This is a genomic window from Amycolatopsis ultiminotia, from assembly GCF_039536925.1.
In the GTDB taxonomy this organism is placed as follows: Bacteria; Actinomycetota; Actinomycetes; order Mycobacteriales; family Pseudonocardiaceae; genus Amycolatopsis; species Amycolatopsis ultiminotia.
Genome location: NZ_BAAAZN010000028.1, coordinates 24,083 through 45,490 on the forward strand (window position 1 = coordinate 24,083; position 21,408 = coordinate 45,490).

Here is a 21,408-nt window from a genome sequence, read left to right on the forward strand (position 1 = left end):
GAACCAGCCGGAACCGAGCCAGGCGGCGTCGAGGCGGGTGTGCCAGGGCCAGGCACGACCGGGCCAGACACACCCGAACCAGCCGGAACCGAGCCAGGCGGCGTCGAGGCGGGTGTGCCAGGGCCAGGCACGACCGGGCCAGACACACCCGAACCAGCCGGAACCGAGCCAGGCGGCGTCGAGGCGGGTGTGCCAGGGCCAGCCACGACCGGGCCAGACACACCCGAACCGGACGGAACCGAGCCAGGCGGCGTCGAGGCGGGTGTGCCAGGGCCAGCCACAACGGAACCTGGCGACACCGAACCGGGCACGACCGGGCCAGGCACACCAGAACCGGACGGAACCGGGCCGGGCGGTGTCGGGGCGGGTGCTCCGGGGGTGGGCGGGGTCGGGGCGGGTGTGCCGAATCCTGGCGGTGGTGTGGGGGGTGTTGGGGCGGACAGGCGGGCGATCATCTCGCCCAGCCGGTCTGCTACCCAGGTTGCGGTTGCCGGGCGGCGGGCCGGGTCGGGGGCCAGCAGGCGGCCGACCACTGTGGACAGTTCTACCGGGACGCCCGGTTCGTGGATTGCCGGTACCGGGGTGCGGAGCAGGCGCAGCACTCGTTCGCCCACCGGCTCGCCCAGTTGGCTCGGCAGCGGGTGACGGCCGGTGAGCACGACGTGCAGCAGGGCGCCGAGGCCGTAGAGATCCGTGCGCTCGTCCAGGGTTTCCGTGCGCAGCGTTTCCGGTGCCAGGTATTCCAGCGAAGCCACCGGATCGCGCGGGAACGCCTGGCGCAACGCGATCCCGAAATCCGCCAGTACCGGCTGGCCGGACGCACGAAACAGCACGTTCGACGGCTTCACCCCGCCGTGCACCACGCCTGCCGTGTGGGCGCCGGCCAGTGCGGTGGCCACCGCGTGGCCGAGCACCACCGTGTCCATCGGACCGAGGCGGCCGACCCTCGGCAGCAGCGCGGCCAGCGACTGCGGGCACAGCTCCATCCGCAGTGCGTGCCTGCCGTCCGGCAGCTGGTCGACCGCGTGCACCGGCAGGGCCGAGCCGACCTCACGCAGACGGCCGCGCTGTTTCTCCACTGCGGACAGTGTGGACCGGTCGAACCGGGACGGAAACACCTTGAGTGCCACCGGAATTCCACCGTGCAGTCCGGAATAGACGGTGGCGATCGGACCGCTGCCGAGCGGAGCCCAGCCACCGGGTGGGACCGCCGCCGCGTTCCCGCGCCCCGCCGAATCGCCTCGCACCGCTGACCTCCGTGTCCGCTAGCTGCCGACCCGGTTCCACCGCCGCGGCCGTGACTCCATCGTAGGAGAAGTCCGAGCCGTCCGCGGCCGCCCCGGCAGGTTGTTGCCGCCGCGGCGCACCTTGCGAGAGGAAGACCCGCAATGCCCACCATCGGCCTCGTCCGGGTGACCGTGGCGGCTCCGGCCCGCCGCGTCGATCTGACCCTGCCGGAACGGTCCTCGATCGCCGAGCTGATGCCCGGCCTGCTGCAGCACGCCGGCGAGCACCTTGCCGACCAGGGCGTGCCGAACGGCGGCTGGGTGCTGCGCCGCGCCGACGGAACCGTCCTCGAAGGCGCCGGAACCCTGTCCTCGCACCGGGTACTCGACGGTGAGGTGCTCAACCTCGTCCCGGCCCGCACCGAATGGCCCGAACTCGAGTACGACGACCTGGTCGCCGCGATCGCCGCGGGAGCCGAGCGCGCCGGCAGCGCGTGGGAGCCGGCGCACACCCGGCGGGCCGGGCTCGTCGCCGGCGCGGTCGCCGCACTGCTCGCGCTGGTCGCGGTGCTCACCGCGGGGCCGCCGTGGCCCGGCCCGGCAGCCTGGGCACTCGGTGGCGCGGTACTGCTGCTGGCCGCCGGGGTCGCGCTGGCCAGGGCCGCAGGCGACGCCGGGTCCGGCGCGGTACTCGGCGCGATCGCGTTGCCGTTCGCGTTCGCCGGCGGCGGGCTGCTGTTCGCCGGGGACCGGCCGCTCACCGGACTCGGCGCGCCGCACCTGATCGCGGCGGGGGCTGCGTTGCTGCCGGCCGCGGTGCTCGGCCTGCTCGGCATCGTCGAACGTCCGGCGTTGTTCATCGCCGGCGGCACCACCGGGCTGCTGGGGGTGCTCGGTGGCTGGCTGGCCACGATGGGGACGATCGGTGGCACCGGTGCCGCGGCCGTCATCGCGGGCGCCGGGCTCGCCTTCTCCCCGCTGCTCGCCCCGCTTTCCATCCGCGCCGCCCGGATGCCGATCCCGGTGCTCCCGCGCGGCACGGCCGATCTGCTGCGCGACGAACCACAGCCACCCCGGCCCGCGGTGTACGCCACGGTGATCCGCGCCGACGGCCTGCTCACCGGCCTGGTCTGCGGGGTCGTCCTCGCGGTCGTGCCCGCGATCCTGCTGCTGGTACACGACGGCGGAACGTCCGCGCTGGTGGTCACCGGCCTGCTCACCGTCGGTTTCACGCTGCGCGCACGGCTGCATCCGGTGCTGGCACAGCGGACCGCCCTGCTGCTCGCCGCCGGATCCGGTGCCGGGGCACTGGCGCTGGGCCCGTTGCTCACCGCCGGACCGTTGCGCGCCGCCGGTCCGGTCCTGTTAGGACTGTCTGCAGTGGTCGTCCTCATCGGACTTCGGCGCAGCACCAAGGAATCGAGCCCACGCTGGGGGCGCTACGCCGAACTGCTCGAAGTCGCAGTGGTGCTGGCGGTCGTGCCGGTGGTGTGCGCGGTGCTCGGCCTGTACGGCTACCTGCGCGGACTGGGAGGCTGACGTGGCGACCGCACGCGATCGGCTCCAAGCCCACCAGTTCCTCCTGCAACGCACGGTTTCCGCACTGGTGACCCGCGAGACCGACCCGGAACAGCCGCCGTTCCGGCTTCCCTCCGGCGCGGCCGTCGCCGGGGTCGTGCTCGCCGTCGTCGCACTGGCCGCGTCCGGGGTGTACGGCCTGCTCTCGCCGGGCGGTGACCACAGCTGGCAGGACGGCAAATCCGTGGTCGTGGAAAAGGAAACCGGCACCCGGTACGTCTACCTCAACGGGAAGCTCGATCCGGTGGCGAACTACTCGTCCGCGTTGCTGGCACTCGGCACGCACGCGCAGACGACGTCGGTGTCGGCGGCATCGCTGGCCGGCGTCCCGCGCGGCCCGCGGATCGGCATCCAGGACGCACCGGACGCGCTGCCGGGGACCGACCGGGTGCTGACCGAGGGCTGGACGCTGTGCTCACAGCCGGGCACCGACCTGGCCGGTGCGACGACCTACCGCTCGGCGTTGTTCGTCGGCCACCAGCCGCCGGGCGGAACCCCGCTCGGCGGTCGTGGACTGCTGGTGCAGACCCCGGAAAGCGGGGACGAATACCTGGTGTCCGGCGGATACCGGCACCGGATCGCGGCCGAGGACGCGGTCACCGTCGGCCTCGCGCTCGGGTCCGCCCCGGTCACCAGAGTCGGCGCCGCGGTCGTCGACGTGCTGCCGGAGGGCGCCCCGGTGATGCCGATCCCGGTGCCGGACGCGGGAAAGCCTTCACCGGCGGTGCCCGGCCGCACGGACATCCTCGCCGGGCAGCTGCTGGTACGAGGCAACCAGCACTACCTCGCGGAAAGCGGGCAGCTGCGGCCGATCAGCGCGCTGGAGTACGAAATCCAGCGCGCGTACCGTCCGACCACCGACGCCTACGCCGGCGCCGAACCGTTCCCGGTGCAGTTGAGCCCGATCGAGCTGAGCGGGGCGAAGGTCGCCGGCCGCCCGGCGGCGACCGGGAGCGAGCTGCCCGCGGCCCAGCCGGACTTCGCGCCTGCCGCCGACGACCACGTCTGCCTGACCTTCGACCCCGGCTCGTTCGTGCCGCGGGTGAGCGTGGACGACGTGCTGCCACCACCGGCGACGACCACCGCGGGCCGGACCACCGGCGGCGTCGCGCTCGCGGATCAGGTCGTGGTCGCCCCGGGAACCGCAGCGGTCGTCGAGGTACGGGCGAGCGACCACGCCCCGGCCGGCACCTACGCCGTGGTGACCGACCTGGGCCGGGCCTACCCGCTGGCCACCCCGGACGTGCTGGGTTACCTGGGCTACAACGGAATCCAGCCGGTGCGCGTGCCGTCCGCACTGATCGCCCGGGTACCACAGGGCCCGGGACTGGACCACGATTCCGCGCTGAAGCAGTGGTGACCGGGTAATCGGCGAAGCCACGAAGGCGGCACCACCGAGGAGGAACAGCGCGGCGGCACCGAGGGTTCGGTGATGCCACGGTCAGACGAGCACAGGTGCCACAGCCCACCGCCCCGACCAAGCCCGACAATCCCACAAGCCCGGCATGACGCGACACCACCCACCCAGACTCACCACCACAACGAACAACCCACAGCCCCCGCCCGACATCCCACAAACCCCACACCACCCACCGAGACTCACCACCACAACAAACAACCCACAGCCCGGCCCGACATCCCACAAATCCGACACCACGCCACAACCCACCAGACTCACCCACCCAGCCCGGCGCTGGCCCCGGTTAGACGTGCGACCGGCAGCTGCAGCAACGCCCGGCAAGCTGCACCTACCTGCGAGTGCACTCCCTGGGCGACGCCAAGCGGCACCACCGACCACGTCGGTGGTGCCGCTTCGGTTGGTGGGTCAGTGGGCCCGTCTGCGGGGTGGGGCGGGGTGTTCGAGCTGCGGAGTGCTCGGTTCGCCGACCTGCCACAGGTCTTCGTCCAGCAGTTCCACTGTCGTGCGGTCGTCGGGGCGTTCGCGGCGTACCGTGCGCGCCAGGGGGGCGAAGGCCGCTGGGTCGGTTCGTCCGGACTTGCCGCGCAGGGCTGCCGGCAGGCCCGGCGGGGTGGTGCGACGGCGGCCACGGCCGGCCGGGGTCCGTTGCACGGCGCCCGATCCCGGCACACCGCCGCCGTCGCCGCCTGCCCCGGCGAGGCCGGACATCGGGGTCATCGGCATGCCGCCGCCACTGCTGCCACCGGTCGCCGGGCGGGCCGGTTCGGCCTCCGGGACCGTCGGTGCCGGACCGGCGGCCGGCGGCGTGCTCTGCTGCGCCACCGGGAACGCCGCCTGCGGGATCGGCTTCGGGCCGCCGCCACCCAGTTTCACGCCGGGTACCGCCGGTCCACCGAACGCGCCGATTCCGCCGAGGCCCGGCATCGGCATGGAGATCCCACCGGGCAGCGAAGGCGGTGGACCTGCCGGCAGTGGCGGCAACGGGGGCAACGCCGGCGGCGCGACCGGCGTCGGCGCCCCGCCGAGCCCGGTCAGCGACGGGTCGCCGTTCGGATCCGGCACCGGAGATTCGGCACCCGGCTGCTGCGCCTGGTCCCCGGAGTCCCCAGTCTCGTCGCCGCTCTGGTCACCGGAGTCACCGGCGTCACCTGAGTCACCGGCCTGCTGCCCCGAGCCACCCGCCGAGTCACCGTTCGAGCCGCCACCGCCGGCGGAACCGGACTGCTGCCCCGAGCCACCCGAGGAACCGCCGGACGAACCGCCGCTCCCGGAGAGCGGGCCGCTCCAGTCGTTGCCCTTGGCGTTCCGGACCGCCGCGGTGGCACCCTGGAACTGCTGGGCGAGCTGGTCCAGCTGAGCACCGCCCTGCTGCTGCAGAATCGGCATGAACAGCGCCATCAGCGGGTTCTGCTGCAGCATCGTGCTCGTCTGGTCGAACCACTTGCCGACGGTGGTGATCGACGTGGCGAGTGCGCCGAGTTCCTGCACCGTCTGGTCGATCCCGCTCGTCCACGATTCGATGTCCGCGCGGCTTTGCCCGCCGCGCTGTTGCAGCCCGCCGCCTGCGTCGTCGGTCCAGTCCGGTTCGAGTGCCTTGAGGTTCTGCTGCAACGACGACGAAGCACCGGTGAGCTGGGTCTTCGCCTGAGTCCACATCTGGGCCGCCTGGTCGGCGACCGTGGCCAGCGGCGCGGTGGCGCTCATGATCTGCGCCTGCTGCGGGAACTGCATCCCGGTGTAGCTCATCGGGGCACCCCCGGTTTGAGCGGCGAGAGATCCTGCACCCGGGAAATGGTGCTCTTCCCGGACCGGTCGGCGCCGAGGTAGTCCTCGGCGGACTTGCGGGCGATCGAGGCGTACTCCCCGAAGCCTTTCTGCACGTCCGTCATGAACTTCTGCAGTGCCTGCGCGGACTCCTCTTCCGCCTGCGCGAATGCGGCGCCCTCGGCCATCCCGCCGCTCGCGGTGGCGGCATTGCCAGCACCGCCGAGCACGCCCGAGGGCGCCTGTGGGCTGAACTTCTGCATCGAGTCGGTGACCCCGCTCAGTTCCTGTGCCATTTTTCGCCTCCTTACGACAATCTCGTCACTTCGGCTCACTCGCGCGGCGGCAGCCAGGCCAGCTGAAGCAGCCGGGCCCCTTCACGACGGGTGATCAGCCTGCCGCGTCCTGGCGGCAGGGACTCGGGTTTGAGCCCGCCGAACAGCGGGCCTTCCTCGCGGTCGCCGGAGAGCATCAGGCCCGGCGAACCGACGTCACGCACCCGCGCGAGGAACTGTTCGAACAGCGCCCGCCCGGCGCCGCCGGTGCGCCGGGTCAGCACCACGTGCAACCCGATGTCCCTGCCCTGCGCGAGATACTCCAGCAGTGGCAGGAACGGGTTGTCCAGCACCGATGCGACGAGGTCGTAGTCGTCGACGAGCACGAACAGTTCCGGGCCCTGCCACCAGCTGCGCGCCCGCAGCTGCTCCGGGGTGACGTCCGGGCCGGGCAGCCGGTCGGCCATCGCGCGTGCCGCGTCGGCCATCAGCCGGGTGGTGGTGGCGAGATCGGTGCCGTAGCCGAGCAGGTGGTCCCCGCCGACCTCGCCGAGCAGTCCGCGACGGTGGTCCACCAGCAGCACGCGCGCCTGGTCCGGGGTGTAGGACTCGGTGATCCGCCGGGCCAGTGCCCGCAGGAACGCGGTCTTGCCGGAGTCGGCGTCGCCGAGCAGCATCAGGTGCGCGTCCGCGGTGAAATCGAGCTGCACCGGCGCCAGGTCCTGCTCCGCGATGCCGATGGTGAGCCGGTGCGCGGCCGGATCGTCGCGCGGCGGCAGTGCTTCGTAGGCCAGTTTCGCGGGCAGCAGCCGGACGTTCGGCGCCGGCTCCCGTTGCCACGAGTCGGCGACCATCGCGACCAAAGTGGACACTCCGGCCGGCAGATCGGCCACGCCGGCGCGCCCGTCCACCCGCGGCAGTGCCATCAGCAGCTGGTGACCGGTGCTCGTGATGCCGCGGCCCGGCGAGTTCTCCGGCACGTTCAGCGCGCTCATCCGGTCCACTGTGGTGTCGACCGGATCGCCGAGCCGCAATTCGATGCGGGTACCGAACAGGTCGCGCACGTTGGGCCGCAGGTCGAACGAACGGGAGCAGGATGCCACGATGTGCACGCCGTAGGCGAGGCCACGCGCGGCGATCGCGCCGACCACGTCCTCCAGATCCTCGAAGTCCTTGCGCAGCGTGGTCCAGCCGTCCACGACGAGGAACACGTCTCCGTAGCGGTCGTCCTCGGGGCGGAGTTCACGGTAGGCGGCCATGCCGTCGACCTCGTCCTCGGCAAAGCGCCGTTCCCGTTCGGCGAGCACAGTGGACACTTCGGCGATGGTGCGCCGGACCGCGCCGACGTTCTGCCGTCCGGCGACCCCGCCGACGTGCGGCAGCCCGCGCAGCGAGGCCAGCGAACCGCCACCGAAGTCAAGGCAGTAGAACTGCACCTCGCGCGGGGTGTGGGTGAGCGCAAGGGAAGTGATCACCGAACGCAGGGCGGTGCTCTTGCCCGACCGCGGCGCCCCGGTGATCACCACGTGCCCGGCCGCGGCGGACAGGTCGAGCACGAGCGGATCCCGCCGCTGGTCCAACGGCCGGTCGACAACACCCGCGACCGCCTTGAGTGAACCACGCAGGCTCCCGTCCCCCGCCTGCAATCCACGCTCGGGGTCCACTGTGGCCGGTCCGATCAGACTGTCCAGAGTGGGCGGTTCGGCCAGCGGCGGCAGCCAGATCTGGTGGGCCGGCACGCCACGGCCGGTGAACCGGTCGACCAGGATGTCCATCAGGCTCTCGCCGACCGCCTCGTCCGGGTCGCCGGCAGGCTGATCGTCCTCGGCCTCTTCCACCGGCGGGGCAACGTAGGCGGTCGAGTAGACCTGCATCCCCGGCAGCTGGACCGGGCCGCCTGCCGGGGCCGCGCCCACGGTGTGCACGCCGGAGACGTAGGCCGAACGGAACCGGACCATCGGCTCGTCGCCGAACTTCAGGAACCCGTGCCCGGGTGCGCGGGGCAGGGTGAAGGCGTCGGTCACGCCCAGCACCACCCGGCTGTCGATCTCGGAGAACGTGCGCAGCCCGATCCGGTAGGACAGGTGCGTGTCGAGCCCGCGCAGCCTGCCTTCCTCCAGCCGTTGCGAGGCGAGCAGCAGGTGCACGCCGAGCGACCGGCCGACCCGGCCGATCTGGACGAACATGTCGATGAAGTCCGGACGGGCGGAGAGCAGTTCGCTGAACTCGTCGCACACCACCAGCAGCGTCGGTACCTCCGGTAGTGCGGCGCCGGAGTTGCGGGCCTTCTCGTAGTCCCGCAGCGACGAGAAGTTCCCCGCCGCGCGCAGCAGTTCCTGCCGCCGGATCAGCTCGCCGTTGATCGCCTCGGTCATCCGGTCCACCAGCGGCAGTTCCTCGGCGAGGTTGGTGATCACCGCACTGGTGTGCGGCAGCTTGTCCAGCCGGGTGAAGGTGGCGCCGCCCTTGAAGTCGATCAGTGCGAAGTTCAGCGTGTTCGGCGGATGCGTGATCGCCAGTGCGAGCACCAGCGTGCGCAGCAGTTCGCTCTTGCCGGATCCGGTCGCGCCGATCAGCAGGCCGTGCGGGCCCATGCCGTCCTGCGCGGACTCCTTGAGGTCGAGTTCGATCGGGGTGCCGTCCGGGCGGATGCCGAACCGCACCCGCAGCCGATCGCGGCTCGGCCGCGGCAACCAGGTGTCGGCCGGATCGAACGCGAACGGGTCACCGAGCTCCAGCAGGCTTTCCAGACCGAGTTCGGCGCTCAGCGGCTGCTCGCCGCGGGTGGCGGCGGTCAGCCGCAGCGGCGCCAGCTGCCGGGCCAGCGCTTCGGCCGCCGGGACCGGCAGCTGATCCGCCTGTCCCAGCACCGTTTCCGCTTCGCCGGTGTCGTTGGTCAGGGTGGCATCCGACGCGACATCGAGCACCAGGACGGTCGGCTCCGGGATGTTCGGCGGCGCAGTGGTCAGGTCGAGCAGGGTGACGCCTTCGACTCCGCCGACGGTCATCAGGTGGTCCGAGCCCGCGAACGAACCACCGTCGAGCACGACCACCAGGTGCGGGCCGGACACCCGGGTCGAGGACTGCGGATCGAACCTCGGCCGGTTCGCGAGCACGTCCTCGAGCATCACTTCCAGCGTGGTGATCGCGCTCGCGACCAGGCGGAGCGGGCCGAGCGCGTCGGTGCGCTCCGGATGCAGTGCGTGCGGCAGCCACTTGACCCATTCCCAGTCGGGCATCCGGTCCGGGCCGGCGCAGACCGCGATCCGCAGATCGTCCGGCGACTGCAGGGTGGCCAGCTGGGCGAGCATGGCGCGGACCAGTCCGGCGCCGCGGTGCCGGTCGCCGTCGAAGTGGATCCGGGCGAAACCGTCGATCGCCAGCGCCAGCGGCAGTTCGTCGATCGCGGAGTAAGTCGTGATGAACCGGCGCAACGCCAAGGCGGACAACGGTTCCAGCTGTTCGAGCGGTTTCGTGTCCGGGGCGAGGAGGGTAGTGGCAAGGCTCTGCCTGCCCAGTCCGATCCGGACCGCGCCGAAGTCGGCGTCGGTGCGGCGACGTTCCCACAGCCGGTGGCTCGCCGCGACCGACCACAGCGAGTCGGGTTCGGGGTGCAAGTACCACAACGCTTCCCGCTGGCGGCGGGCCGTGCGCGCGACGCGCATCCGGTGCTGCGCGAGCTCCCGCAGGTACAGCCGGCGCGCATGGCCCATCTCGCGTTTGGACGCACCACCGCCGTTGAGGAAGGACAACACGACCATGCCGACGATCGCGACGCCGAAGAGCCCGAACACCACGTACCGCGTGCTGGAGCTGGTCCCGTTCCCGCTGAAGAGCAGCACCATCGCGGCCATCATCGCCACCATCGGCAGCACCATGAGTGCCTGCGTCCATCCGCGACCGGGTGCCGTCGGCAGCTCCGGCGGCGCGTCCAGCACCAGCTCCCCGGACGGCATCTCCGGTGCAGGGCGACGGATCGGCCTGCGCACCACGACTGTCGCCACGACTGTCTCCTCCTCCGGTTGCCTCCCGGCGATCATCACCGTCCGGCGGCGGCGTGGGGCGGACGTGGCAGGAACAGGCCTCACCGGCACCCCGCCGGTGCGCCCGGATCTAGCTTCGGTGCGCGGGCGAGGTGCCCGCGAACCACAGGAATCGGGAAATCGGGAAAGGAGCGAGCCCCATGCCGAACGGCGATCAGCTACACGGCGTGACCGAGAGCCTGCAGCGCGGCGCGCAGATGGCAGGCACGGTGTCCACGAACATCCAGTCCCACCAGGCTTCGTTGCGGCCGACCGTGGAGGCGTTGAAGGGCCAGTGGGAGGGCACCGCGCGGCCTGCGTTCGACGCCGCGCACGCCAACTGGGAGCAGGGCATCAACCGGCTCGTCTCGGCACTGAACCACCTCGGCGAGAACACCAAGTACTCGTCGAACACCTACGACATGGCCGACCAGGCCAGTGCGACCGGCCTGCACTCGGCGGGCGGGATGTCCCCGTTCGGCGGCGCGCTCAACCCGGCGGGAGGATGACATGCTGATCAAGGGGAATTTCGGTCAGCTGGACCAGCTGTCGTCGCAGATCATGGCGACGGTCGGCAAGGTGCAGCAGGAGATGGACACCTGGCGCACCGCATCCGGTGCCACCGCAGGCGACTGGCTCGACCAGGCCGGTGGCCAGTTCACCGAGGTGAACCAGGCCTGGCAGCAGGTTTCCACCGCGCAGCAGGACATGCTGCAGGCCCTGCGCGGCGGCGTGGTCAAGGCCAACGGCGAGCTGCAGCAGGCACTCGCCTCGGCCAAGGCACGGGTCGGCAGCGTCACCATTTAGTCCACAGTGGACGGTCGGGTCCTCCACCGCGATGGAGGACCCGTTCCGCCGCGGTGGCGGTAGGTCATCCGGGCACCGGCAGGTCGCGAGCGCTGAGCGAGCGGTAGAGCTGCAGGTGCGCCCTGGCCGCCGCGTCCCAGGTGTAGCGCGCGGCCAGTGCTTGCCCGGCGGCCGGATCGCGCGGCGCGGACAACGCCACGCGCATCGCCTCGGCAAGCCCCGCCGGATCCTTGGCGAAATGGGCCACCGCACCGAAGATTTCCCGCAGCACCGGCAGGTCCCTGGTGACCACGGGAACGCCTGCGGCGAGCGCTTCCATCGCGGCCAGGCCGAAACCCTCGCGGGTGGACGGGAAAGCGAACACCGCCGCCGAGCGCATCAGTGACGGCAGCTCGTCGTGGGCGACCGGGCCCAGCACCACCGGGGTGACCCCCAGCTCGACGGCGCGCTTTTCCCACGCGGTCCGGTAGCCGCGATAGTCGAAGAGGGTCTCGCCGCCCGCGATCACCAGCCGCAGTGACGGATCGTCCAGCAGGGCGAACGCCGCCAACAGGTCGAGCGAGCCCTTGCGCGGTTCGATCCCGCCCACCGCCAGCACGTAACGGCCCAGTTCCGGCCATCCGGGCGGCGCCGAAGCGAACCGCTGCGCCTCGACCCCGTTGGGGATCACCGTCGCGTCGATCCCCCAGCCCGCCAGCACCTCCGCGGCGACCGACTCCGAAACGCACACATGGGCGTAGGGCTGCACGATCGCGCGCTCATGGCAGGCCGCGAGCTCCGGTGTGGTGAACGTGTCGAGGTGATGCACCGTCCGCACGCACCGGCCGGCCGCGTTGGCCGAGATGCAGTCCTGCGCGTGCACCACGTCGTAGTCCGCCGGCCGGAACGCTTCGCCGAGCACCCGGATCGACCGCAGGATCCGCTCGCCGACGGACTCGCCGGCGACCTCGGGCAGCGGCACGATCGCGAGCCGCACCCGCGGGTCCACCGGCCGGAAGAAGCCCGCGTCGCCGCCGCGGCCCAGCGTCCACACGGTGACGTCCTCGCCCAGCGCGGCCAGTGCCTCGGCCAGCGCCAGGGTGTGCACGACCCCGCCGCGGGGTTTGGTGGAGTAGCTCAGCAACGCGATGCGCACGGATCAGCCCTTCCGGTAGACCGCCGGTTTCCGCTCTCCCAGGTGGTTCAGGACGCGCCGGGCGTGCGCGATCTCCTGCGCCGGATCCAGCTCGGCCACCGCGATACCCGCCTTCGACCAGGTGCGTGCGAGGACCTCACCACCCGGCCCGACGACCTTCGCCTGGCCGAGAAACCGCATCCCGCCCATCGCCCCGGTCTGGTTGGAGGACACGAGCACCACCTGGTTCTCCGCCGCGCGCGCCTGGTCGTACAGATCGAACAGCCGCGACTGCCGGTCCTGCGCCATCCGCGGCGCGCGGTTGGTGATGCTCGTCGGCCACGCCGAAAGGCAGGCGAGGATCTCCGCGCCGTCCACCGCGAGCGAACGAGCCGACTCGGGGAACGTCTTGTCGTAGTCGATCAGCATCCCCATCCGCCCCACGGGCGTGTCGAACGCGGCGAACTCCTCGCCCGCCTGGTACGCCACGCTTTCCCCGGGCGGCTGGTGGACCTTGCGGTGCCGCCCGAGCACGCCGTCGCCGGTCACGCACACCGCTGCGTTGTAGCGGCGGGTCCCTTCGGACTCGCAATAGCCGACGCAGACGGTCATCTCCGCCGCGAGCGAGGCGATGGTCTTCAACTCCGGCGCATCCGGCTCGAGCGCAGGCGGCAGGGCGTCCGGGTCGGGGTGGCGCAGATCGGCGAGGTAACCGCCCAGCGCCGCATCGGGCAGCACCAGCAGTGCCGCACCGGCCTGCCGTGCGTGGTCGATCAGGGTGGCGATGCGGTGCAGGTCGAACTCGAGATCACGCCCGAAGTGGGCGGCCACCGCTGCGATCCGGACCTCGCCCATTCACGCGACGCCAACCGCGTACACGTCCGGGCGGCGATCCGCGAGATGCGCCATCGCTCGCCGCGCCGTGGCCAGCGCCTGCTCGACGTCCAGTTCCGCGACCGCCGTCCCGGGAGCGACCCCGGTGTCGGCGAGCACCTCGCCACCGGGCCCGACGACCTTCGCACTCGCCACGAACCGCAGGTCGCCGAACGATCCGGACTGGTTGGCCGAGAGCCACACGATCTGGTTCTCCAGCGCACGGGCACGGTCGAACAGGTCGAACCGGTGTTTCCAGCGGTCCTGCGCGAGGTTCTCCGCCGGGCTGGTGCGCGCGCTCGGCCACGCCGACATGCACACCACGATCTGCGCGCCGTCCAAGGCGAGCGCCCTTGCCGATTCGGGGAACGCCTTGTCGTAACAGATCATCATGCCCAGCCTGCCGACCGGCGTATCGAACGCCTCGAACGCACGGCCCGCTCCGTAACTGGCGTCCTCCGACAACGGCTGGTGCACCTTGCGATGGCGGCCGAGCACGCCGTCGCCGGACACGCAGACGGCCGAGTTGTAGCGCACGGCCCCGTCCAGCTCGCAGTACCCGGCGGTGACCACGACGTCGCCGGCGATCTCGGCCAGGCGCCGGATTTCCGGACTGTCGGGGGCGAACGCGGGCGGGCCATCGGCACCGCCGTCGAGGTTCGCCAGGTAACCGCCGAGGGCCGCTTCCGGCAGCGCCAGCAGCTGCACCCCTCCGGTGCGAGCTTCCGCGACCAGCTTCTCGATGCGGGCGAAGCCGCCTTCGACGTCCCTGCCGAACGGGGCCGCGACCGCGGCCATCCGCAACGTGCTCATCTCTTCTCCCTAGTCATGCTGCATCCCCCAGCCCGGTGACCCCGCCGTCCACGACGGTGGTCACCTCGCCGTCCGGCCACCGCAGCTGCACACCGGAACCCGCCACGAGCGCACCGCATCCGGCGGTGACCGCGGCACGAGCCGGGGCAGGCTCGCCTGCGGTGAGCATCGCGAAGCCCGGAAAGCAGGTGAACCAGTCGCCCACCGTGGTACCGGCAGGGCGCGGCACGTTCGCCACATCCAGTACCGCTCCGCAGCCCGAAGCCTCGGCGAGCATCCCGAGCGTGCCGGCGATGCCCGCCATCGACACGTCCTTCGCCGCGGCCGGACGGGCACGCGCGACCGCACCGATCATGTCCCGCAGTTGCGGGGTACGCCGGAAACTCGTCGAATCCCATTGCCTCCCGGTGTAACCCGGCCGCCAGCCACCGCCGAGATCCGCGGTCAGGTACACCGGCATCCCCGGTCGCCCGCCGCCGCCCGGCACCGGATGCCTGGCACGCCCCAAAGCCGTGACCGACAACGAAGCCGGGACCCCGAACTGGGTGTGGCCGCCCAGCACCGGAACGTCGTAGGCGGTGCTCGCCTTTCTCAGTCCGGAAAGGACCCGCGAGGCGAAGGACGCGTCCCGCGCACCCAGAGCATCAAGCAGTGCAACGGGTTCCGCGCCCATCGCGGCGAGGTCGTTCACGTTGACCAGCACCGAGCACCAGCCCGCCCATTCCGGATCACGCTCCACCATGGACGGCACGATCGCGTCGCACGCCGCCACGACGTCACCACCCGGCACCGGAACCCCGTCATCACCGACGAAACCCGGCGTTCCGGTCAGTCCGCGCAGCAGTGGCCCGAGCCGGCTTTTCGTCGCGCGGGCCAGCGCCTCGATGCGCCCGATCGGCCATCGCATCAGCACGTGCTCGGCACCCGCGACCGTCACCGGCCGTACGCTGCGCCAGCCGAGGCGCGTGAACAGCCGCTCATTGCGCGTCTGCACGGTCGCCTCGAAGCGCAACGCGCCCGCCAGCTCCGCACGAGCACAGGCCGCCCGTACCAGCGCCGAACCGGCGCCATGCGGACTGCCCGGCGCTACGACCAACCGGCCGCCTGCCCACCAGCCGACGTCCGGCCCGTCGTGCGCCGGACCCAGCCGCACGCCACCGAGCACGGTGCCGTCGGCCTCCCGCGCGACGAGCACGATCGTGCGCGGGTCGGCGTCGCGACCGTCGAGGTCGTGCCCGGTGAACAGCCCTTGGCGGGCCACGAAAACCTCGTGCCGCAACGACCGGTAAGCCTGCACCGCCGCGGCGTCGGCCTCCTCGATGCCGAAACCCGGCCCCGCGGCGACGCTCCGGACGTCACCGAGCAGCGCGAGGATGTCGTGGTCCACCTCAACCTCCTGCCGCACTCAGCACGCTGCACGCCCCGCAGGCCGCGCAGCCGGCCCCCTGGTCGGCACCGGTCATCCCGGCTGCCCGCAACAGTTCGGCAACCCGGGCCGTCACGTCGCGTACCAGCCATGACGGCGGGGCTTCGGCGCCGTCTCGCCGAGCGAGTGTGCCGAGCATCGGCCGCATCGGCACGACGAACGGGTACACCCCGCGGTCGATCAGCCGCCCGGCACCGGCGACCAGTTCGTCCGGGTCCTCGCCGAGTCCGATCAGCAGGTAGGTGGAAACGCGATTGCGCCCGAAGACGCGCACCGCCTCGTCCCACGCCGCCTCGTACTCGGCCATCGGCACAGTCGACTTGCCCGGCATCCACTGCCGCCGGATGTCGTCGTCCATCGATTCGACGTGCATGCCGACCGATATCGCCCCTGCCTCGCGCAGTTCGGTGAGCACGCCGAGTTCGCCGGGCGGCTCGATCTGCACTTGGATCGGCAAGCCGGGCACGGCTTCCAGCACTGCACGCACGCAGCGCACGAGGTGCCGGGCACCGCGGTCCGGGCCGGCCGTGGTTCCGGTGGTGAGCACCATCTGCCGCACGCCGTCGAGCCGCACCGCAGCCTCGGCCACCTCGGCCAGCTGTGCCGGCGTCTTGGCCGCGACCGTCGAGCCGGCGCGCAACGACTCCTCGATGGTGCAGAACCGGCAGCGCTGGTCCTCGCCGTAGCGGATGCACGTCTGCACGACCGTGCTCGCGAGCACGTCCTTCCCGTGCAGCAACGCGATCTTCCGGTACGGCACGCCGTCCGTTGTGCTCAGATCGTAGAATTTCGGCCGCGCGACCGGGGCCACCGACAGCCCGAGGTCGAGCGTGCCACGGAAGATCCGGCCTTCCCTTACCTGATAAGGACTCTCGTCGTCGAGGGGCAGCGTCGCGTTGGCACCGTCGACGACCAGGTGCCCGTCGTCGCTCGGTCCGGCGCCCTTGCTGCGCTGTACGGGTGCGTCCATCCGCACCCCGCGGACGGCGATGTCGGCGCGGGTGTCCAAACTGTCTTCGGTGCCAACGCGCACGCGGTCCTCCTAGAACATGTACGTGGAGTTGATGATCGCGCCCTTGCGCGCGTAGTGGATCAGCGCGTCCTGCACGTCCAGCGGGTGCGCCGGGATGACGCCCTCGATGAGGTCCTCCTCGCGGGCGCCGTGCAGCGAAAGGCCGAAGCGGCAGCAGTAGACCTTGCCGCCCTCGGCGATGAACGTCTTGAGCTGGTCGTTGATGTTCATCTCGCCCGGGAACGCGGCGTTGCCGGTGGTGGGAAACCCACGGGTGGCAAGGCAGTTGAGCGAGCCGGGGCCGTAGCAGTAGATCGCGGTTTCGAAGCCCTTCCGCAGCGCGCGGGTGGCCTGCAGGATCGCCACGAAGCTCACCGAGGACTCGTGCGCGATGCCGTGCACGAGCGTGAAGTACGATTCGCCGTTCTCGGCCTGGTAGTCGGGGAAGATCTTGGTGGCGCCGTAGAGGTTCGAACCCTGCGGCAGCGACGGGTGCGGGATCTCGTCGAGGCTGGTCTTCTCGAGGTCCGTCAGCTCGGCCATCTTCTCATGCACCTTTCTTCGGTCCGTACAGCACATCGAACGTGCTCCGGAAAACGTGGCCGGCCAGCTCGCCGTCACCGACCACCGCGGTCAGCTTGGCGAGTTCGCCGGGGTGGTCGCCCCACGGTTCGTCGGAGGCGAAGAGCACGCGGTCGTGCCCGATCCCGCGCCGGGAGATCTCCTCGGCGAGCCAGCGCGGGGTGAAGCCGATCGCCCAGGACAGGTCGGTGTAGACCTGCTTCCCGGCCGCGATCCAGTCGAAGAACAGCCCGCCGACGAGCTTGATGTGCCCGCTCATGCCGCCGCCGAAGTGCACCAGGTGCAGGCGGACGTCGTCGGCGTAGGCGTCGACCAGCTTGCCCACCTCGTCGATGTCCGAGGCGGCGCCAGGCGAGGTGTGCACGTGGACGGTGAGGTCGTGTTCCCGTGCAGCGGCGAAGATCTTGTCCAGCTGCGGTGCGCACGCCGGGTCACCCGCGCGGCCGCCGAGCAGGAAGCTCAGCTTCAGCGCACGCACCCCGTGTTCACCGGCCAGCTTCAGCGCGGCGTCGGTGAGCGCGGCGTCCGCCGGCCTTGGCGACGTCCACAGCGCGGCGGCGATCCGGTCGTCCTTGCCTGCGGCCTCGACGCAAAGTTCGTTGAAGGAGAACGCGATCCCGGGGTCCGGCACGCCGTAGTTCGGGATCACCAGCGCACGCTCGGTTCCCTCACGGTCCAAATCGGACAGCAGTGCACCGATGGTGGCGCGCGCCGCAACGGCGGGCGCGACAGGCGGGCCGCCGTAGAACGGGTACGCGGGCAGCACCCCGAGGTGGCGGTGCGCGTCGTTGATCCAACGCATCAGGCGACCGTCCTCGGGGCGACCCACTCCGCGTCGGACGGGTAAGTGGTGACAGGCGTGCCGGAGAGCCACCGGACGTCCGAGGCGCGCCCGCCCTCGACGATGCGGCGGGCGAGGTATTCCGCGTCCGCGGCGACACCGCAGAACCGGCCGGAACCCCAGGTGTACTGCCAGGGCAGGCCGAGGAAGTACAGCCCGGGGCAGCTGGTGACGCCGCGGCGGTGCGTGGGGTAGCCCTTTCCGTCGAACACCGGCACGTCGATCCACCGGTGGTCGCGCCCGAAGCCGGTGCTCCAGACGACGGCGGAGATCTTCGACGCGTCGAGCGTGCGCGGCCGGTCCGCCGGCTCCCACACGGGCACGTAACGTGCCTCGCGCTCGACGTTCAGTCCCTGTTCGGAGATGAACTTGTCGATGGAGTCCTTGATGCCCTCGGACGTGGCGTCAGCGGAGTCGAGGTTGCGACGGAGGTCGTCGGCGAAACTCAGCTCGGCACCCTGCACGCTCACGAGCCGGCCGTAGAGTTCCATGCCCTGCTTCGCGAACTCGCGGAGGTCGATGTCGTGGCCGCCGTCGCGCCCGGTGACGTAGTGGTTGGCGCGCAAGCGAACCGCCTCGGCGTCACCGAACTCGTCGATCCCGCGGGCGTAGTAGCCCATGTCGTGCAGCCACGCCACGACGTCACGCCCGCGGTACCGCCGGGCCACGCGCGGTGCGGAACCCACGGCGAGGTGCACCTTACGGCCGGCGAGGTGCAAGTCCTCGGCGATCTGGCAGCCGGACTGTCCAGTACCGACAACCAGTACCTCGCCTTCGGGAAGCCGGCCGGGATTGCGGTACTCCGACGAGTGCAGCTGCACCACCTGCCCCGGCAGCCGCTCGGCGAGCCGGGGTTTGAGGGGCACCTGGTACGGCCCGGTCGCGACCACGACGTGGTCGGCGGTGACCTCCCCGGCGGAGGTGGACAGCCGGAACCCGCCGCCGGGCAGCCGGCACAACCGTGTCGCCGTGACCCCCTCGACGAGCGGTGCGTCGAAGGAACGGACGTAGTCCTCGAGGTAGCCGACGATCTCGTCGCGCACCATGAAGCCGTCGGGATCGCTACCCTGGTAGGGAAAACCGGGCAGCGCGCACTGCCAGTTGGGGGTCACGAGGCAGAAACTGTCCCAGCGCCGGGTGCGCCATTCGTGCCCCGCACGCTGCCGTTCGAGCACGAGGTGCCCGATCCCGGCGGTGGTGAGGCAGTGGGACATCGAAAGCCCCGCCTGCCCACCGCCGACCACGAGCACCGGCCGGTAGCTGCCGTCGAGCTGGAAGGTCATGTCCGGTAGTTCACCGGCGGCCGATGTCCGAACGGTTTCCCCCGGAACTCGCCGGGGTTACCGCAGGAGCCCGCGGGTTACGGAAATCGGCGGTGCCCCTTAACGCGGTCGCGCTCGACCCGCCGGCCTGCCGGCCTGCCGGGGAATTCCCGTGCCGCCTTCACCCGGACCGGCGAACAGCACCGACCGCGTTGCCCCGCAACGGTTCGGAGGTCATGCGGTTCGGCAGCCGGACGCCCGACGCGCTCAACTGGCCTCGCGCAGCCCCGCGATGAGCACACCGACCAGCCGCCGCGCGTCGTAGCGGGGGTCTTCGGCGCCGATGCACAGGTTGCCGACCCCGCGCATGAGTTCGAGCGCGGTCAGCTCGGCCTTGACCGCACCGGCCGCCACCGCCGCCTCGAGAAGCTCGGCACACACCGGCAGGAGGCGGTCGAGGAAGTAGTCGTGCAAGCCGTCGAAGCCGTCCTGGCCGGACTGCATCCGGCCGGCCAGCCCGTGCTTGGTGACGAGGAAATCGACGAACCGGTCGATCCATCCGGCGAGCGCGGCGTGTGGCGAACTGCTGCTCGCCAGCAGGACCGGCCCCGCCTCGGCGCAGGCCTCGACCTGGTGCCGGTAGACGGCGATGATCAGGTCCGCGCGCGTCGGGAAATGCCGGTAGATGGTGCCCATGCCGACCCCGGCCTGTGCCGCGATGTCCCGCACCGGCGCATCCACCCCGCCGGCGACGAAAACCGCCGCGGCCGCATCCAGGAGCGCCTTCTCATTGCGCCGTGCATCGGCACGTTTGGGCCGGCCGGTCGCCCTGCGCGCGTGCTCGTCCACCACGTCCGATCCTCCTGCCGGGTTGCGAACCGGAACAGCGCTCCGTATTGTTGGCGGAGCAATGTTCCACTTGTCATTCTGCCAGAGCAGCCCCGTCCCGCGAAGGCACGGCCGGACCAGGCACTCCGGTGACGAAACCGGGCAATGCGCACGTACCGCGTGCCGCGCCGACCGGCCCGGCCGGATCGAAACCAAGTAAGGAAGGGCGAAAACCGATGACCGACACCACATTCGGGATCATGACCGCACCGTCGCAGGTCAGCTACGCCGAGATCCAGCGGGTCTGGCACGAGGCCGACGCGATCCCGGAAATCGAGCACGCCTGGCTGTTCGACCACCTCATGCCGATCTTCGGCGAACCGGACGGGCCGATCTTCGAGGGCTGGACGCTGTTGTCCGCGCTCGCCGCGCAGACCCGGCGGCTGCGCCTCGGCCTGCTCGTGACCAGCAACCGGATCCGGCCGCCCGCGCTACTGGCCAAGATCGCCACCACGGTGGACATCGTCTCCGGCGGACGGCTCGACTTCGGCATCGGCGTCGGCTCGCGGCCCGACATCGCCATGGCCCGGCGCGAGTACGAGGCACACGGGTTGCCGTATCTGGAGACCAAGGACGCCGTGCAGCGCTTCGCCGAAGCCTGCACGGTGATCCGCAGGCTGTGGACCGAGGACGAACCCTTCGACTTCGACGGCGAGCAAATCCGGCTCACCCGCGCGTTCGGCAACCCGAAGCCGGTACAGCGCCCGCACCCGCCGATCATGATCGGCGGACGTGCGGGCGCGACGCTGCGGGTGGCCGCCGAACACGCCGATCTGTGGAACATCCCCGGCGGCGACATCGACGACGCGATCAGCCGCAGTGCGCTGCTGGACCGCTACTGCACCGAGATCGGCCGCGACCCCGCGGACCTCACCCGCTCGATCTACCTGCCGGTCTCCTACTCCGACCCCGGCGCCACCAGGGCCGCGGTCGGCGAGGCGACCGGCGCCGGGTTCCGGCACGTCATCCTCGGCCTGGCCGATCCGTACCCGGCCGGGGTCGCGCAGTGGGTCGCCGACGAGGTCATCCGCCCGTCGAGCTAACCCCGGGTCAGCCGGAGCACGCCGCTGCCTTCCCGGTCGGAGGCAAGGAAGAACCGCACGTCGTCGTAGCTGCCGAAGTCGCCCGTACCACCCGAGATCTCGCCTTCGAACGTTCCACCGGACAGCGACAACACGATTCCGTCCGGACCGACGCTGTCCACGACCACCGCCACCCGCTGATTCTCCGCTGTGAACGGCACCCGGGTTCCGGTGGCTACCAGAATCTCGCACGAACCGTCGAGGCAGGCGGAGATGTTGTGCCCGTCCGCGGCTGTCGTCACGGGTGCCGCAGCCGTGGTCGGCTCGGCAGACTCATCCGGCGTGGCCGGGGCGGTCGTGAACATCGAGTGGAACGACGAGGACGGAGCGGGCAGCGTCACCGGCGGCGAGTCGGGCGGTTCTGCCGAGCAACCGGCCAACGCCAGCAACAGCAGTGCGCCGGCGAACCGGTGCTTCATGATT

Annotated in this window: 19 protein-coding genes; 5 read left to right on the forward strand and 14 right to left on the reverse strand. The window is 71.3% G+C overall.

The genetic code is table 11. The features are described 5' to 3' along the window. Positions 1 to 1,247 (reverse strand): serine/threonine protein kinase (locus ABD793_RS39185; protein WP_344868678.1); only part of this gene is annotated, 1,247 nt, incomplete at its 3' end. Positions 1,248 to 1,388: 141 nt separating this feature from the next. Here ABD793_RS39185 and eccD point away from each other — a divergent pair. Further along, positions 1,389 to 2,765 (forward strand): type VII secretion integral membrane protein EccD, encoded by a 1,377-nt coding sequence (gene eccD, locus ABD793_RS39190; RefSeq protein ID WP_344868679.1) that lies wholly within the window; start codon positions 1,389 to 1,391, stop codon positions 2,763 to 2,765. A 1-nt stretch (position 2,766) separates the two neighbouring features. Then, complete coding sequence (gene eccB / locus ABD793_RS39195; RefSeq protein ID WP_344868680.1) at positions 2,767 to 4,164, forward strand: type VII secretion protein EccB; 1,398 nt, start codon at positions 2,767 to 2,769, stop codon at positions 4,162 to 4,164. A 465-nt stretch (positions 4,165 to 4,629) separates the two neighbouring features. Here eccB and ABD793_RS39200 read toward each other — a convergent pair whose 3' ends face one another. Genes ABD793_RS39200 through eccCa form a run of 3 tightly spaced genes read right to left on the reverse strand, consistent with a single transcriptional unit; the run spans position 4,630 to position 10,267 of the window. Then, positions 4,630 to 5,970 carry a hypothetical protein gene (locus tag ABD793_RS39200; protein WP_344868682.1) on the reverse strand — a complete coding sequence of 447 codons (1,341 nt, stop codon included), beginning with the start codon at positions 5,968 to 5,970 and terminating at the stop codon, positions 4,630 to 4,632. Further along, positions 5,967 to 6,284: a hypothetical protein gene (locus ABD793_RS39205; RefSeq protein ID WP_344868683.1), complete on the reverse strand. Its 318-nt coding sequence runs from the start codon at positions 6,282 to 6,284 to the stop codon at positions 5,967 to 5,969. Before ABD793_RS39205 ends, ABD793_RS39200 begins: the two co-directional genes overlap by 4 nt. Before the next feature lie 35 nt (positions 6,285 to 6,319). After that, on the reverse strand, positions 6,320 to 10,267 hold the full coding sequence (gene eccCa, locus ABD793_RS39210; RefSeq protein WP_344868684.1) for a type VII secretion protein EccCa: 3,948 nt from the start codon (positions 10,265 to 10,267) through the stop codon (positions 6,320 to 6,322). A 179-nt stretch (positions 10,268 to 10,446) separates the two neighbouring features. Here eccCa and ABD793_RS39215 point away from each other — a divergent pair, with 179 nt between their 5' ends. Together ABD793_RS39215 and ABD793_RS39220 are read left to right on the forward strand one after the other, a co-directional pair. Next, positions 10,447 to 10,794, forward strand: a complete 348-nt coding sequence (locus tag ABD793_RS39215) for a WXG100 family type VII secretion target (RefSeq protein ID WP_344868685.1) — start codon at positions 10,447 to 10,449, stop codon at positions 10,792 to 10,794. Position 10,795: 1 nt separating this feature from the next. After that, positions 10,796 to 11,092: a WXG100 family type VII secretion target gene (locus ABD793_RS39220; RefSeq protein ID WP_344868687.1), complete on the forward strand. Its 297-nt coding sequence runs from the start codon at positions 10,796 to 10,798 to the stop codon at positions 11,090 to 11,092. Between the two features lie 64 nt (positions 11,093 to 11,156). On the opposite strand, the gene ABD793_RS39225 is transcribed toward ABD793_RS39220, so the two are convergent. The 9 genes from ABD793_RS39225 to ABD793_RS39265 form a co-directional block, all read right to left on the reverse strand. Beyond that, a complete protein-coding gene (locus ABD793_RS39225; RefSeq protein ID WP_344868688.1) occupies positions 11,157 to 12,227 on the reverse strand; it encodes an MSMEG_0565 family glycosyltransferase in 1,071 nt (356 codons plus the stop codon). 3 nt (positions 12,228 to 12,230) lie between these two features. Next, on the reverse strand, positions 12,231 to 13,061 hold the full coding sequence (locus tag ABD793_RS39230) for a carbon-nitrogen hydrolase family protein (RefSeq protein WP_344868689.1): 831 nt from the start codon (positions 13,059 to 13,061) through the stop codon (positions 12,231 to 12,233). Then, the gene (locus ABD793_RS39235; protein WP_344868690.1) at positions 13,062 to 13,892 is read right to left on the reverse strand and encodes a carbon-nitrogen hydrolase family protein; all 831 of its coding nucleotides are present in this window, start codon (positions 13,890 to 13,892) and stop codon (positions 13,062 to 13,064) included. Between the two features lie 13 nt (positions 13,893 to 13,905). Beyond that, a complete protein-coding gene (locus ABD793_RS39240; RefSeq protein ID WP_344868692.1) occupies positions 13,906 to 15,279 on the reverse strand; it encodes an MSMEG_0567/sll0787 family protein in 1,374 nt (457 codons plus the stop codon). Between the two features lies 1 nt (position 15,280). Continuing rightward, positions 15,281 to 16,351 (reverse strand): MSMEG_0568 family radical SAM protein, encoded by a 1,071-nt coding sequence (locus ABD793_RS39245; RefSeq protein ID WP_344868693.1) that lies wholly within the window; start codon positions 16,349 to 16,351, stop codon positions 15,281 to 15,283. Positions 16,352 to 16,360: 9 nt separating this feature from the next. Continuing rightward, positions 16,361 to 16,873 carry an MSMEG_0572/Sll0783 family nitrogen starvation response protein gene (locus ABD793_RS39250; protein WP_344868694.1) on the reverse strand — a complete coding sequence of 171 codons (513 nt, stop codon included), beginning with the start codon at positions 16,871 to 16,873 and terminating at the stop codon, positions 16,361 to 16,363. A gap of 4 nt (positions 16,874 to 16,877) precedes the next feature. Further along, complete coding sequence (locus ABD793_RS39255) at positions 16,878 to 17,714, reverse strand: amidohydrolase family protein (protein WP_344868696.1); 837 nt, start codon at positions 17,712 to 17,714, stop codon at positions 16,878 to 16,880. After that, positions 17,714 to 19,036, reverse strand: a complete 1,323-nt coding sequence (locus tag ABD793_RS39260; RefSeq protein ID WP_344868697.1) for an MSMEG_0569 family flavin-dependent oxidoreductase — start codon at positions 19,034 to 19,036, stop codon at positions 17,714 to 17,716. The genes ABD793_RS39255 and ABD793_RS39260 overlap by 1 nt, the downstream gene beginning before the upstream one ends. Positions 19,037 to 19,282: 246 nt before the next feature. Further along, the gene (locus tag ABD793_RS39265; protein ID WP_425548843.1) at positions 19,283 to 19,867 is read right to left on the reverse strand and encodes a TetR/AcrR family transcriptional regulator; all 585 of its coding nucleotides are present in this window, start codon (positions 19,865 to 19,867) and stop codon (positions 19,283 to 19,285) included. A gap of 212 nt (positions 19,868 to 20,079) precedes the next feature. Here ABD793_RS39265 and ABD793_RS39270 point away from each other — a divergent pair, with 212 nt between their 5' ends. Next, positions 20,080 to 20,946 (forward strand): LLM class flavin-dependent oxidoreductase, encoded by an 867-nt coding sequence (locus tag ABD793_RS39270; protein WP_344868698.1) that lies wholly within the window; start codon positions 20,080 to 20,082, stop codon positions 20,944 to 20,946. Here the strand turns inward: ABD793_RS39270 and ABD793_RS39275 are convergent. Then, on the reverse strand, positions 20,943 to 21,404 hold the full coding sequence (locus ABD793_RS39275) for a hypothetical protein (RefSeq protein WP_344868700.1): 462 nt from the start codon (positions 21,402 to 21,404) through the stop codon (positions 20,943 to 20,945). The genes ABD793_RS39270 and ABD793_RS39275 overlap by 4 nt on opposite strands. Positions 21,405 to 21,408 lie beyond the last annotated feature (4 nt).